The sequence below is a fragment of the Enterobacter cloacae genome (assembly GCF_011078175.1).
Classification (GTDB): Bacteria; Pseudomonadota; Gammaproteobacteria; order Enterobacterales; family Enterobacteriaceae; genus Enterobacter; species Enterobacter cloacae_Q.
Map to the genome: position 1 here is coordinate 394,418 of NZ_JAALCJ010000004.1, position 13,660 is coordinate 408,077.

The 13,660-nt window shown below is 55.5% G+C and carries 15 protein-coding genes and 1 tRNA gene; 9 read left to right on the top strand and 7 right to left on the bottom strand.

Features of this window, described 5'->3' with window-relative positions; translation table 11 throughout:
• Positions 1-244: 244 nt before the first annotated feature.
• The 3 genes from G6Q29_RS11650 to G6Q29_RS11660 are packed head-to-tail and all read left to right on the top strand — an operon-like array spanning position 245 to position 3,038.
• Entirely contained in the window at positions 245-1,252 is a 1,008-nt protein-coding gene (locus tag G6Q29_RS11650; RefSeq protein ID WP_165465716.1) for an ABC transporter substrate-binding protein, read from the top strand.
• Positions 1,249-2,280: a FecCD family ABC transporter permease gene (locus tag G6Q29_RS11655; RefSeq protein WP_165465717.1), complete on the top strand. Its 1,032-nt coding sequence runs from the start codon at positions 1,249-1,251 to the stop codon at positions 2,278-2,280. Before G6Q29_RS11650 ends, G6Q29_RS11655 begins: the two co-directional genes overlap by 4 nt.
• A complete protein-coding gene (locus G6Q29_RS11660; protein WP_165465718.1) occupies positions 2,277-3,038 on the top strand; it encodes an ABC transporter ATP-binding protein in 762 nt (253 codons plus the stop codon). Before G6Q29_RS11655 ends, G6Q29_RS11660 begins: the two co-directional genes overlap by 4 nt.
• 60 nt (positions 3,039-3,098) lie before the next feature.
• Here G6Q29_RS11660 and G6Q29_RS11665 read toward each other — a convergent pair.
• Both G6Q29_RS11665 and G6Q29_RS11670 read right to left on the bottom strand, forming a co-directional pair.
• A tRNA-Ser gene (locus G6Q29_RS11665) sits at positions 3,099-3,186 on the bottom strand.
• A gap of 144 nt (positions 3,187-3,330) precedes the next feature.
• On the bottom strand, positions 3,331-4,959 hold the full coding sequence (locus G6Q29_RS11670) for an ABC transporter substrate-binding protein (RefSeq protein ID WP_165465719.1): 1,629 nt from the start codon (positions 4,957-4,959) through the stop codon (positions 3,331-3,333).
• Between the two features lie 270 nt (positions 4,960-5,229).
• Between G6Q29_RS11670 and yccA the strand changes: the two genes are divergently transcribed.
• Positions 5,230-5,889 carry an FtsH protease modulator YccA gene (yccA, locus tag G6Q29_RS11675; protein ID WP_165465720.1) on the top strand — a complete coding sequence of 220 codons (660 nt, stop codon included), beginning with the start codon at positions 5,230-5,232 and terminating at the stop codon, positions 5,887-5,889.
• Positions 5,890-5,977: 88 nt separating this feature from the next.
• On the top strand, positions 5,978-6,307 hold the full coding sequence (tusE, locus tag G6Q29_RS11680) for a sulfurtransferase TusE (protein WP_003858129.1): 330 nt from the start codon (positions 5,978-5,980) through the stop codon (positions 6,305-6,307).
• Here the strand turns inward: tusE and yccX are convergent.
• The 3 genes from yccX to G6Q29_RS11695 are packed head-to-tail and all read right to left on the bottom strand — an operon-like array spanning position 6,304 to position 7,953.
• Positions 6,304-6,585 carry an acylphosphatase gene (yccX, locus tag G6Q29_RS11685; protein ID WP_165465721.1) on the bottom strand — a complete coding sequence of 94 codons (282 nt, stop codon included), beginning with the start codon at positions 6,583-6,585 and terminating at the stop codon, positions 6,304-6,306. The two genes, tusE and yccX, sit on opposite strands and share 4 nt — an antisense overlap.
• A gap of 11 nt (positions 6,586-6,596) precedes the next feature.
• On the bottom strand, positions 6,597-7,385 hold the full coding sequence (locus tag G6Q29_RS11690) for an AraC family transcriptional regulator (RefSeq protein ID WP_165465722.1): 789 nt from the start codon (positions 7,383-7,385) through the stop codon (positions 6,597-6,599).
• A 10-nt stretch (positions 7,386-7,395) separates the two neighbouring features.
• Positions 7,396-7,953: a kinase inhibitor gene (locus G6Q29_RS11695; RefSeq protein WP_165465723.1), complete on the bottom strand. Its 558-nt coding sequence runs from the start codon at positions 7,951-7,953 to the stop codon at positions 7,396-7,398.
• A 173-nt stretch (positions 7,954-8,126) separates the two neighbouring features.
• On the opposite strand from G6Q29_RS11695, the gene rlmI reads away from it, so the two are divergent.
• Together rlmI and hspQ are read left to right on the top strand one after the other, a co-directional pair.
• Positions 8,127-9,317, top strand: a complete 1,191-nt coding sequence (gene rlmI / locus G6Q29_RS11700; RefSeq protein ID WP_165465724.1) for a 23S rRNA (cytosine(1962)-C(5))-methyltransferase RlmI — start codon at positions 8,127-8,129, stop codon at positions 9,315-9,317.
• Positions 9,318-9,377: 60 nt separating this feature from the next.
• Positions 9,378-9,695, top strand: coding sequence for a heat shock protein HspQ (hspQ, locus tag G6Q29_RS11705; protein ID WP_006809336.1), 318 nt, complete (start codon positions 9,378-9,380; stop codon positions 9,693-9,695).
• A 34-nt stretch (positions 9,696-9,729) separates the two neighbouring features.
• Here hspQ and G6Q29_RS11710 read toward each other — a convergent pair whose 3' ends face one another.
• The gene (locus G6Q29_RS11710) at positions 9,730-10,143 is read right to left on the bottom strand and encodes a CoA-binding protein (RefSeq protein ID WP_207309793.1); all 414 of its coding nucleotides are present in this window, start codon (positions 10,141-10,143) and stop codon (positions 9,730-9,732) included.
• Positions 10,144-10,314: 171 nt separating this feature from the next.
• On the opposite strand from G6Q29_RS11710, the gene csgI reads away from it, so the two are divergent.
• Together csgI and mgsA are read left to right on the top strand one after the other, a co-directional pair.
• A complete protein-coding gene (csgI, locus tag G6Q29_RS11715) occupies positions 10,315-10,977 on the top strand; it encodes a curli synthesis inhibitor (RefSeq protein ID WP_165465726.1) in 663 nt (220 codons plus the stop codon).
• A gap of 80 nt (positions 10,978-11,057) precedes the next feature.
• Positions 11,058-11,516 (top strand): methylglyoxal synthase, encoded by a 459-nt coding sequence (gene mgsA / locus G6Q29_RS11720; protein WP_165465727.1) that lies wholly within the window; start codon positions 11,058-11,060, stop codon positions 11,514-11,516.
• A gap of 54 nt (positions 11,517-11,570) precedes the next feature.
• Here the strand turns inward: mgsA and helD are convergent, their stop codons facing one another.
• Entirely contained in the window at positions 11,571-13,625 is a 2,055-nt protein-coding gene (gene helD, locus G6Q29_RS11725) for a DNA helicase IV (protein WP_165465728.1), read from the bottom strand.
• Positions 13,626-13,660 lie beyond the last annotated feature (35 nt).

Sequence of the window (13,660 nt, forward strand, 5' to 3'; positions counted from 1 at the left end):
GCAACTGATGCACTTTTATCGGGCGTTCAGGGCGGCAAAACAGAACGCAAACGCGAGCAGGCTCTTTTTCATCCACACTATCCCGGGTCAGAAATCTTATTTTTATCAGGTAACCCACGTATCCCAGGTGGGTATGTTGCGAATACTCCAGCCTTTCGTTTCTACAACAAGCGACGGTGAGCGTGTTGCTCTCAGCCATAATATATGTATTATGTTATAACATAACAATTTCGGATTGTGTTCTATGTTACTAAAACAAGGGTTATTTCTGGCTTCACTGCTCTCCATGGCGCCTGCCGCTTTCGCAGCACCCTCCTGGCCACGCACAATAGAAAATTGCGGCGTAGAGCAGACCTTTGCGCAGCCTCCTCAGCGCGTCGTGACCGTAGGTCAGCATGAAACAGAGGTATTGCTGGCTCTGGGGCTGGAGAAAACGATCGCTGCGACGTCGGTCTGGTTCGGTGAACTTCCGGCTCCTCTGGCGGATGCCGGGAAAAACGTTCCCCGGCTTACAGAAAATTCGCCCTCCTTTGAAGCCGTGGTGGGACAGAAACCTGAGCTCGTTCTCGCGCAGTATCACTGGCACATTGGTCCGCAGGGTGAAGTGGGAACACGTGAGCAGTTTGCGTCGCTGGGAATTAATACGTGGATTTCCCCTGCCGACTGCACGGATAAAGCGGTAACGGAAACTTCAAACGCAGACGGGGCACGAAGCGTGCCGTTTTCACTGGCGGAAATTACGCGAGAAGTGACCGAACTGGCGGCGATTTTTGATGTTTCCGCGCGAGGTGAACAGCTCAATCATGCGCTGGCGGAACGTATCGAAAAGGCCCGGGCGCGCGTCTCAGCGAAACCGCTTCACGTCGTATTCTGGTTCTCCAGCAGCCGTCTGAATGGCGACCCCTGGGTGGCGGGAAATTACGGCGCGCCTGGCTGGATCAGCCGCACGCTGGGGCTAAAGAACATTATTGACTCTCACGACGAATGGCCAGCTGTAACGTGGGAACATATTGCCCAGTCGCAGCCGGACGTGATTGTTATCGCTGAGATGTCCCGCAGACTCTACCCTGCCGATGACGTTGCAGTAAAAGAAGCATTCTTGCGCAGTGATCCGGTGACGAAGAACATGCCTGCGGTCAGGAACAACCACATTATTGTGGTGCCGGCGATGTCGTTAAATCCTTCACTGCGTAACGTCGATGCGGTTGAGCTTATCAGCGATCGGCTGGCTTCTTTCCGGGATGAACAATGAGCCTTTTTGCTTTTGACCGCCGCCAGCAAACATTACTTGCGACAGGCATCATGGCGCTGCCGCTGATGCTGGTTTTTGCCGCCAGTATCGGTGATATGCCGGTGTCGTATGCCGGGACCGGGAAAGCGATCCTCAACGGACTGGGGTTGACCTCTTATGTATTGCCTCTAACGGAGGAAGGTATCGTCTGGCAATATCGCATGAGCCGGGCAGTGATGGCTGCGTGCAGCGGTGGCGGCCTGGCGCTGTGCGGGCTGGTGTTACAGTCGATACTGCGTAACCCTCTGGCTGAGCCGTACCTGCTGGGGATTTCGGCGGGCGCATCGTTGGGTGCTGTCTGTGTAATGCTGCTCGGTATCGGGGGAAGCGTGATTGGCGTGAGCAGCGGCGCGTTTGTCGGCTCGTGCGTCGCCTTTGCGCTCATCATGGCGATTACAAACGGAATGAGTGAAAGCCCGTCGCGCATTTTACTGGCCGGCATTGCGGGAACTCAACTCTTCAACGCCATGACCGCGTACGTTGTCAGCACGTCCGCCAATGCCGAGCAGTCCCGTAGCGTCATGTTCTGGCTACTGGGGAGTCTGAGCGGCGTGCGCTGGCCTGACGCGCTGCTGGCGCTGGCCGTTACGCTTGCGGGTTTACTGGTGGTATTGCTCTTTTCACGGGCGCTGGACACCTTCACCTTCGGGGATGAGGTCTCCACTACGCTGGGGATCCCGGTTACCGCCGTGCGCATTGTTTTATTGCTGACCTGTGCCGTCGTCACCGCAACGATGGTGAGCGCCATAGGCGCAGTGGGGTTTGTGGGACTGGTCATTCCCCACGTGACGCGCATGCTATGCGGGCCGGGTCATCGTCGCTCGATCCCGCTGACGTTTCTCATCGGCGCTCACTTTATGATCCTCGCCGATATTGTCTCACGCACGCTGATTGTGCACCAGGTTTTGCCCATCGGGGTGGTCACTGCGCTGGTGGGCGCTCCCGCCTTTGTGGCGTTGCTTTATCAAAACCGAAAGGAGCATCCATGAATATTACCGTGGCCGGGTTAACCGTAACCCGACAGGCGCAGACGGTGCTGAAGGATATCGATCTCGACCTGCCATCCGGGCAGATTGTCGGCCTGTTAGGGCCAAACGGCTCGGGCAAGTCGACGCTGCTGCGCTGTCTCGCCGGACTGTTTCCACGACTCAGCGAACGCGTGGCGCTTAATGGCACAACGCTTGGCATGATGCCGCTGAAAACACGCGCACAGAACATGGCGTTTGTTCCGCAACATGCTGAAGTCGACGGAGAACTGACCGTTGAGGAAATCGTTAGACTGGGGCGGACGCCCTACCGGAAAATATTCCAGCGGACCACTCGCGACGATGAGGCTGCGGTTGAACAGGCGATGACCCTGATGCAGTTATGCAGCTTACGCCAGCGCCAATGGCAGTATTTGTCTGGCGGAGAGCGTCAGCGAAGCCAGATAGCCCGCGCGCTGGCCCAGCAGCCGCGGGTGCTGTTGCTCGATGAACCAACGAACCACCTTGACATTCAGCACCAGCTGGAGCTGATGCGGCTCGTTTCACAGCTGCCGCTTACGGTGGTAGTTGCACTGCACGATCTCAATCTTGCGGCCAATTATTGCCAGCGACTGATCCTCCTGAAGGCCGGGCAGATCGCAGCCACGGGCGCGCCCGAAGCGGTGCTGACGCCGGCACACATCGAAGATACCTGGTGCGTGAAAGCGCAGGTCTGCAAGGCCGACGCCGGGATCACGATAAGCTACAACATGGTGGCATGACGGAAGACTGACGCAAAAGCAAAAACCCCTGCGATATTGCTATCGCAGGGGTTTCGAATTTGGCGGAAGCGTAGAGATTCGAACTCTAGAACCCTTTCGGGTCGCCGGTTTTCAAGACCGGTGCCTTCAACCGCTCGGCCACGCTTCCTAAGTGAGGCGAACTATAAACACCTCACCGCGCGCTGTAAAGAGTGCGCGCATTCGTTCGCTTTAAAAATAGCCAAAATGCGTTTAATCGGTTGAATAGACGACAGATTGGCCATTTTGACAGCACAATATCCACCGCGGATCGTTAGTGCTTTTTGATGTACATATCTTTGGTGTAGTAGTACCCGAGCTTGTCTGGCGTGAAGCCCCCTACCCACGGTTTCACCAGGTGCGTGCGCACGTAATGATAGACCGGGATCGCCGGTACATCGCGTCCCAACAGATCTTCTGCCTGCTGGTAGAACCTACCGCGCTCCTCCGCCGTTTTCGATTTCGCCGCGTTCACCAGCGCCCGATCGTAGTCCGGATTGCTGTACTGAGTGGTGTTCTGGCTATCCCCGGTACGGAAGGTGTTCAGGAAGGTTGCCGCATCGTCGTAATCGGCAATCCAGGCGTAGCGTACCGCGTCAAAGTTATGGGTGTGCATGGTATCAAGCATGGTTTTCCACTCCTGATTTTGCAGCTTCGCCTCCACCCCGAGGTTCTTCTTCCACATTGAGCTGGCGGCAATGGCAATACGCTGGTGCGATTCCGAGGTGTTATAGAGGAGATTAAAGCTGAGCGGATGACTGTCGTTAAATCCGGCTTCGGCCAAGAGCTTTTTCGCCTCGGCAATGCGTTTATCCATCGGCCAGCTGGCATAATCCGGGTTCTGAAGCTTAACGCCGCCAATATCCGGCTGGCTGATGAGCCATGCCGGGCGCTGCCCCTGCCCTAATACTTTCCCGGCGATAATCTCTTTATCCAGCGCCAGGTTCAGCGCCTTGCGCACGCGGGCGTCGTTGAACGGTGGCCGGGTGGTGTTGAACTGATAATAATAGGTGGCAAGCTGCGGTGAAACGTCCAGCTCGCTCCCCAGCGTTTTCTTTAACTGTGCAAACTGGTTGATCGGCACCGTGTAGACAATGTCGATTTCGCCCGCTTTATAGCGGTTTACGTCTGCGGCTTCAGAGGAAATGGGCAGATAGGTCACCTTGTTAATGACGGTATGTTCGTTATCCCAGTATTTCGGGTTCCGCACCGCCACAATGCGTTCGTTAACCACCCACTGTGACAGTTTATAGGCCCCGCTGCTGACGAAGTGCTCCGGTTTGGTCCACTTATCACCGAAACGGCCTACCAGGACTTTATCAATTGGCACCAGAGACGGGTGAGCCAGCATCGCCAGAAAAGCGGCATTTGGCTGCGTGAGCGTCACTTCCAGCGTGGTGTCATTGATGGCTTTCACGCCCAGCGACTCGGGGGCTTTTTTGCCTTCTGCGATATCAGTGCCGTTGACGATACGCATACTGCCGGGGTAGCTGGCATACGGAGAGGCGGTTTTCGGGGCGACCAGTCGCTGCCAGCTCCAGACAATATCTTCCGCGGTGATGGGCGTTCCGTCGCTCCAGGTAATGCCCGGGCGCAGATGGAAAGTCCAGACGGTGTTGTCTTTATTTTCCCATTTCTCCGCCAGGCGCGGCTGGATTTCACCTGCCGGAGAGACGCTGACCAGCCCGTCGAATAAATCGCTGATAATATTGAATTCGATATCGCTTTCGACTTTATGCGGGTCGAGCGAGGCGGGTTCACTTCCGTTGTTCCTGACCAGTTCCTGCTTATCTGCCAGCTGGGTTCCTGCCGGCACGTTAGCCGCCCAGGTTGCCGTGCTGGCGCACAGGATCCCTGCGGTTAACAAAGAGAGCGTAAAGTGTATGCGTGTTTGTGGTTTCATTTCCTTCGCCTTATTGTCTGTTTTTATGACGATCCGGAAATAACTCTTAGCGGCCTTAGGGAAATAACGCAATATTTTTCAGTAACCTATAAGAGGTTGATCTGAATACGCATTGCAAACCGCATTTCATTCTAAAGAAAAATGCTTTATCAGAATAAAAAACCAGCATAATCCCCAGGCGGCTGAGTAAAGATGGGTAAAACCACTTTGCGTCTGCCGCGCCGTTTCCTATTCTTTGCGCTAATTACATCTGTCATAAGAGAGTGACTCATGGATCGTATAATTACTTCTTCACGCGACCGCACATCGCTACTCAGCACCCATAAAGTGCTGCGCAACACCTATTTCATGCTCAGCCTGACGCTGGCGTTTTCGGCAATCACTGCGACGGCCAGCACCGTGCTGATGCTGCCTTCTCCGGGCCTGATCCTGACGCTGGTGGGTATGTATGGTCTGATGTTCCTGACCTACAAAACCGCAGATAAACCAGTAGGTATACTCTCCGCGTTCGCCTTTACGGGCTTCCTGGGCTACATCCTGGGGCCAATTCTGAACGCCTATCTGTCTGCCGGAATGGGCGACGTGATTGGTATGGCGCTGGGCGGTACCGCACTGGTGTTCTTCTGCTGCTCGGCCTACGTGCTGACTACCCGTAAGGACATGTCCTTCCTTGGCGGTATGCTGATGGCGGGTATCGTGATTGTGCTGGTCGGTATGCTGGCGAACATTTTCCTGCAATTGCCTGCGCTACATCTGGTAATTAGCGCGGTGTTCATCCTGATTTCATCCGGCGCAATCCTGTATGAAACCAGCAACATCATTCACGGCGGTGAGACCAACTACATCCGCGCGACCGTGAGCCTGTATGTGTCGCTGTACAACATTTTTGTCAGTCTGCTGAGCATCCTGGGCTTCGCCAGCCGCGATTAACCCACCGTGCTGTGAACATGGCCCCGCTTATGCGGGGCTTTGTTTTTTTGGTAAACTGATGCGGTTTTTGACTAACGCGTGAATGAATATGTTGAGTTTTGAAGGCAAAGAGATCGAAACCGATAACGATGGTTATCTGAAAGAGAGCAGCCAGTGGAGCGAAGCGCTGGCGGAGAAAATTGCGGAAAACGAAGGAATTACCCTCTCCCCGGAACACTGGGAAGTGGTGCGCTTTGTGCGAGAATTTTACCTTGAATTCAACACGTCGCCGGCTATCCGCATGCTGGTCAAAGCCATGGCGAATAAATTTGGCGAAGAGAAAGGCAACAGCCGTTATCTGTATCGCCTGTTTCCTAAAGGCCCGGCTAAACAGGCGACAAAAATTGCCGGCCTGCCAAAGCCGGTTAAATGCATTTAATAGCGAATACTGAAGTCAGCGTATTCCCGGCCGGGTTGATGCGGTTCCGTTAAGACCTTATCAACCCGCGCGCTGCGCGGCCCACCTGCTTTCAGCCACGCCACCAGCTTGTCGACCTGCTCCGCTTCGCCGCAGGCAACCACTTCGACGCTTCCATCATCCATATTTCGCGCGTATCCCGTTAGCCCAAGCTGAAGAGCCTCACGCTGGGTGCTGTAGCGGAAACCCACGCCCTGAACAACGCCGTGAACCCAGGCAATAGTGCAGACTTTAGACATTCTTCTTCTCCTTAACGTAGCGTTTTCGGTAAACAGCCGTAGTGTTGCCGAAAACGGGCGGTGAAACGAGAGCTGGACAGATACCCACATTGTAATGCGATTTCGCCGATCGGTAATCGGGTTGACTGTAGCTGTGACAGCGCCACGCCCATCCTCACCTCCTCCACAATCTGGCGAAAACTCTGTGACTCCTCGCGTAACCGCCTGCGCAGCGTCGGTACGCTTAAGGCCAGACGGCTGGCGACATCCTGCGCGGTCCAGGCTCTGGCGGGCGACAGCATAATGAACTGTCTGACCTGCTCGGTCAGGTTATTGTTTCGCTCAATAAGCAGCGGACCTGCCACGCCGTCATGCAGCAACGCCAGCAAAAGACCGAAGGCCTGATGTTTTTGCAGCGCCTCCGGTAAATCCTGACGCACGGCGTGCAGCAGGTTACCCCACATAAACACCAGCCCCTCGCTCAGCGGAGCGCAGAGCGAATGCAGCGTCGTGCGCGGCCAGGATTTCAGATAATGCGCTTTAAACTCAGCAATAATTTCCGGGGATAACATCAGCAAGTCCGAGTGGAACAGACCGTTTACAGGCTGGTTAATGATCTCCATCGCCGTATTGGCAGGGATAATAATGAGCTCACCCCGGGTTGCCACCAGGCGGCTGTCGTCCTGCACAATCACCTTACTGCCGTGAGTGATATGGCAAATCGCCGGAAAAAAGAGTTTAACCTGGTGCAGGCGATGCATTTTACTGGCACTCACTTCACCCGCCGTGAGATGTTTATGTCGAAAATGGAACTCCTGCACCCCGCCATCCTTATCTGCTGTAGGTTGCTGTTAACTGAGCCTTTGCCAGAGCGTGACTATTGAGCATAAAGCCGACCAGTGCGCCGCTGGCATTCTTGTCGACGGGCAGTTTATCTACGTCCAGTGCCCAGACGGTCATCTGATAACGGTGAGGCTTATCGCCTGCGGGCGGACATGCGCCGCCGAATCCAGAATAACCGAAATCATTACGCCCCTGCACAGCGCCAGCAGGTAATTTTTCGCCATTAGGGTTACCGGCATCAGTGAGCAGCGTCATTGTCTTTGCGGGAATGTTAGCTACGGTCCAGTGCCACCAGCCGCTGCCGGTAGGCGCATCCGGGTCATATACCGTGATAGCAAAACTTTTCGTACCGGCAGGCGGATTTTTCCACGCCAGCTGTGGGGACTGGTTACCACCGCGGCAGCCGAATCCCTCAAACACCTGCTGTGGCGCCAACCGCCGGTCGCCGGAAATATCCCGGCTGGTCATGCTGAAAGGCGTTGCGGCTAAAACCTGAAAACTCATTGCCGCCAGAGCGGCTATTGTGATGACGCTGTGCTTTTTCATGGGGGTTTCCTTTGATGAACCGGAATCCCACTGTATATCCCGCCGCGGTGCCGTAATGTGCTTAAGCGATTTGATTTTGTGCCGAAACGCTCAACGGCATCCGCAGATGATTGCGCCTTGCTGAATGTGGTAATCTACGCGCCATTTCCCTGAAATCGACAGAACAGCAAATTATGAGTGTACGTTTAGTGTTAGCCAAAGGGCGCGAGAAATCCTTACTGCGCCGTCATCCCTGGGTCTTTTCCGGCGCGGTTGCCCGTATGGAAGGCAAAGCCAGCCTCGGTGAAACCATTGATATCGTTGACCATCAGGGGAAATGGTTAGCGCGAGGCGCCTACTCGCCATCCTCCCAGATCCGCGCCCGCGTCTGGACGTTCGATAAAGATGAAACCATCGATATCGATTTCTTCGTCCGTCGTCTGCAACAGGCGCAGCAGTGGCGCGAGTGGCTGGCAAAGCGTGACGGGCTGGACAGCTATCGTCTGATTGCCGGAGAGTCCGACGGACTGCCGGGCGTGACCATCGACCGCTTCGGCAATTTCCTGGTGTTGCAGCTGTTGAGCGCCGGGGCGGAATACCAGCGTGCCGCGCTGATTAGCGCCCTGCAAACCCTGTTCCCGTCATGCGCCATTTACGACCGCAGCGACGTGGCGGTGCGCAAAAAGGAAGGCATGGAGCTGACGCAAGGCCCGGTCACCGGCGAACTGCCGCCTGCCCTGCTGCCTATCGAAGAACATGGCATGAAGCTGCTGGTGGATATCCAGGGCGGCCATAAGACCGGTTATTACCTCGACCAGCGTGACAGCCGTCTGGCAACGCGCCAGTACGTTGCCGATAAGCGCGTGCTGAACTGCTTCTCCTATACCGGCGGCTTTGCGGTCTCTGCCCTGATGGGCGGCTGTTCTCAGGTAGTGAGCGTCGACACCTCCCAGGAAGCGCTGGACGTGGCAAAGCAGAACGTCGAGCTGAACAAGCTGGATCTGAGCAAAGCGGAGTTTGTGCGCGACGACGTGTTCAAACTCCTGCGTAAATACCGCGACCAGGGCGAGAAATTTGACGTCATCGTAATGGACCCGCCGAAGTTTGTGGAAAACAAAAGCCAGCTGATGGGCGCCTGCCGTGGCTATAAAGACATTAACATGCTGGCGATCCAGCTGCTGAACCCGGGCGGCGTGCTGCTTACATTCTCCTGCTCTGGCCTGATGACGACAGATTTATTCCAAAAAATCATCGCCGATGCCGCAATAGATGCGGGTCGTGATGTACAATTTATAGAGCAGTTCCGTCAGGCCGCCGATCACCCGGTGATCGCTACCTACCCGGAAGGGCTGTATCTGAAAGGGTTTGCCTGTCGCGTCATGTAACTTGAAAAGAGAAATATTGCCCGCACATAGTGTGTATGTAATGTTTCCCGGGAGGTGACTATGATTGCCAGCAAATTCGGTATCGGCCAGCAGGTCCGCCACACCTTGCTTGGATATTTGGGTGTGGTCGTGGATATCGACCCGGAGTATTCCCTTGATGAACCGTCAGCAGACGAGCTGGCGGTTGACGCAGAGCTTCGCGCCGCGCCCTGGTATCATGTAGTCATGGAGGGCGACGATGGTCAGCCTGTCCACACCTATCTTGCCGAGGCGCAGCTGAGTGGTGAACTACAGGATGAGCATCCGGAACAACCCACGATGGACGAGCTTGCTCAGACCATCCGCAAACAGTTACAGGCACCAAGACTGCGAAACTAAAGGTGTAAAAAAGCCCGTCAAGCGGGCTTTTTTTTTATTTTGCCAGCCCCAGACGGGGGATATCGATTGCCGGACAGCGATCCATCACCACCTTTAACCCGGCATCGCGCGCCAGCACAGCCGCCTGCTCATTAATCACGCCCAGCTGCATCCATAGCGTTTTCGCGCCGATGGCGATCGCCTCCTGCGCCACGCCCCAGGCCGCCTCTGAATTACGGAAAACGTCCACCATATCGACCTTTTCCGGCACATCCCCAAGCGTCGCATAGCCCTGCTGACCCAGCAGCGTTTTCCCCGCCACTTTCGGAGAAACCGGGATCACGTGGTACCCCTGATCCAGAAGGTATTTCATGACCCGATAGCTTGGACGATCCGGTTTATCGCTCGCGCCGACCAGCGCGATAGTGCGCGTGGACGTCAGAATCTCGACAATGTCGTTCTCTTTCATGCTCTTCCTCCTGGCTTTTTTTAAAGTGTACGTCAAAGCGGTTAGCTCAACCACGCATCCCATTCAGAAGTATGAGGGCAAAACGGCAGAATATGTCTATATGTTAGTAAACGTGATTACCGAAAACTTTTGATACATTCTTACCGGGTAGTTTGTCTACAGGAGTCTGCTATGAAAACCGGCATTGCCTCGGCTGTGGTTGCGTTAATCATGCCGGTTTGTGTTTTCGCAACCACCCTCAGACTCTCAACCGACATAGACCTGCTGGTGCTGGACGGGAAAAAAGTCTCCAGCTCCCTGCTGCGGGGCGCAGACAGCATCGAACTGGATAACGGTCCGCATCAGGTGGTTTTTCGGGTAGAAAAAACGATTCGCCTCGCCGACAACGAACAGCAGGTGTACATTTCGCCTCCGCTGGTGGTGAGCTTTAATACTCAGCGTATCAGCCAGGTCAATTTCAGTCTTCCGCGTCTCGAAACAGAAAAAGAGTCACTGGCGTTTGATGCTTCCCCGCGCATTGAACTGGTGGACGGGGATTCCATGCCCATCCCGGTAAAGCTGGATTTCCTGGCGCTGACAAAAAGGCCAAAAGGTATAGATTACGAAGCAGACACGGAGATCTATAACAGGGCCAGCAGGCGCGCCTCCCTGCCCCAGTTTGCCACCATGATGGCGGATGACAGTACCCTGCTTTCGGGCGTATCGGAGCTGGATGTACTCCCCCCTCAGTCGCAGACGCTTACTGAGCAACGCCTCAGGTTCTGGTTCCAGAATGCCGATCCGGACACGCGCGCGCGTTTTCTGCAATGGGCAAAACGACAACCTTCGTCATGAGCCACATTTTTTTGTCCTTTCTCTTGCAGCATCAGTCAGTTCCCGTCATCGTGTAGCGAGGTAACCTCACGGATATGATTATGGAACTGACAACACGCACACTTCCGGCGCGCAAGCACATTGCTTTGGTTGCGCACGATCACTGTAAACAAATGCTGCTTAACTGGGTTCGTCGCCATCAGCCTCTGCTACAGCATCATGCCCTTTCTGCCACAGGGACAACCGGCAACCTCATCCACCGCGAAACCGGGCTGGAAGTGAATGCCATGCTGAGCGGCCCGATGGGGGGGGACCAGCAGGTAGGCGCTCAGATTTCGGAAGGCAAAATTGACGTTCTGATTTTCTTCTGGGATCCGCTGAATGCGGTTCCGCATGATCCGGACGTTAAAGCGCTGCTGCGTCTGGCGACGGTGTGGAACATTCCGGTTGCCACCAATCTTTCAACGGCAGATTTCATCATTGGATCGCCGCAGTTTAACGATCCGGTTGAGATTTTGATCCCGGATTATCCGCGTTATCTTGCGCAGAGACTGAAGTAGTTTTTTTGCCCGGTGGCGCTGCGCTTACCGGGCCTACAGAATTTGCCCGCGTCGTTACGGCTTTCTCGCCACCGGTACGTCAATACGCTTTAAAATATCGACAAACACCGACGGCTCCTCCTTGTTGAACAACAGCCACACGCGATGGCGCGCGCGGGTTATCGCCACGTACAGTAAACGCCGCTCCTCGGCATCCGGGAAATCTTCCGGAACAGGTAATAACGCCTCTTCCATCACGGATTCCCGCGCCGGGGCCGGGAAACCGTCGCTGCCCTCTTTTAGCCCCACCACAATCACGTAGTCGGCCTGCTGCCCTTTACTGGCGTGAATGGTCATAAAATCGAGCTGTAGTTTTGGCCAGCGCGTCGCCGCTTTTTCCAGCGCCGTCGGCTTGAGGTGGTGATAACGCGCCAGCACCAGAATTCGTTCATCCGGTTTCGCATAGCCGCTCAGTTTATCCAGCAGCGGTTCCAGCTGATCGTCCGCCAGCAGCGTGACGGCCTTTTTATCCCCCGACATCAGGCTGTTAAGCGGCTTCGACAGCTGATGCGGGTTCTGCTGAATAAAACGGTTGGCAATTTCACCAATCCGCGAGTTGAAGCGGTAGGTGGTGTCCAGATCGCTGCGATCGCCTTCCCCAAAATAGTGGTGGAAGGCCGTCGTGAGGGAAAGTTGCGCCCCGCTGAAACGGTAGATAGCCTGCCAGTCATCGCCCACGGCAAACAGCGACGTGTGTTTATTCTGCGCCCGCAGCGCCGAAAGCAGCGCAGCGCGCTGCGGCGAGATATCCTGAAACTCATCCACCAGAATGTGTTTCCACGGGCTGACGAAGCGCCCTTTCTCCAGAATGATAATGGCCTGATGGATCAGCCCGGAAAAATCGACCGCGTTTTCGTCTTTTAGCGCGGTTTTCCACGCTTTCAGCAACGGCGCCATCAGTTTAACCCGCTTAGAAAACACGGCGCGGATAGACTCCGGTGCGCTTTCTATCATCTCCGCCTGAGAGCCGCCGTGCATGCGCATCAGGCTTACCCACCGGTCAAGACGAGAGCCCAGCCGGCGCGCCAGCTTTTCATCCTGCCAGAAGCTGCCCTCCGGCACCTCCCAGTTGAGCTCCTCTTCAAGCCACTGACGCCAGCCTTTCGCCTGCGCCTTTTTTTCACTGCACTGCTGACGCCATGCCTTGATAAACAGCGCCTGGCGAGCCTGAGCGTCGTTCTCCAGCTTGCTGACAACAGGGACTTTTTTGCTGCCCTGTTGAATGATGTGTAAAGCGAGGGAGTGGAACGTGCGCGCCGAGATATCCTGGGTATGCAAACGCGCCTGAATGCGCTCATCCATTTCCTGTGCCGCCTTGCGACCAAAGGCCAGCAGCAAAATCTGGTCGGCAACCGCCTCGCCCGTTGTCAGAAGCCAGCCCGCGCGGGCCACCAGCACCGACGTTTTGCCGCTCCCGGCGCCTGCAAGTACTAATAAAGACTGCTCGCCATTCACCACGGCGCGCGCCTGGGCAGGATTGAGGGGCGATGACTCCACCGTACTGAAGAAATCGGCATATTGCGTAAGCATCGCCTCAGTCCAGGCCTGGTTATGCGCCAGACGGCTTTTCTCGATATCACTCAGCCATGCCTGACACTTCCGCCACGCCTCGCGGCAGTGATCAAATTCCTCAAGCCGCGCCACGGGTAAAGGTAACGCCGTCAGCGCCTGAGCGATTTTTTGCTGAAGCCCTTCAGTGTGCTGGCGCGTCAGCCACCTCTGTTGCGTTTTGCTTAGCGCGATATCGTCCAGCACCTGATGCAGCACCTGTGCGGCAATCACGCTCATCTCCTGGCTCCACTCTTGCCAGCGCGTGTTCAGATGATGGTGGAAGCGTTGGGTTTCCGCCCACTCGGTCCCGTGGAGTCGCACCACTTTCTCTGCCGGCAGAACGAACTCGAGCTCCCCCCATACCAGACCTCGCTTGCAGTGTATGGCCAATAGCTGATTAAACGGAATAAGGTATTCGTGGCGCTCACCGGAGACTTTCACTCCCGCATTGAGGAGGACAACCTTGTCGTAAGGGTGCTGCGCCAGGCGTTTGCCCATTGAAGTTGCTTTCAGTTCCATATCCTGCCGGATCCACGAGGTAATAATTTGTCAGA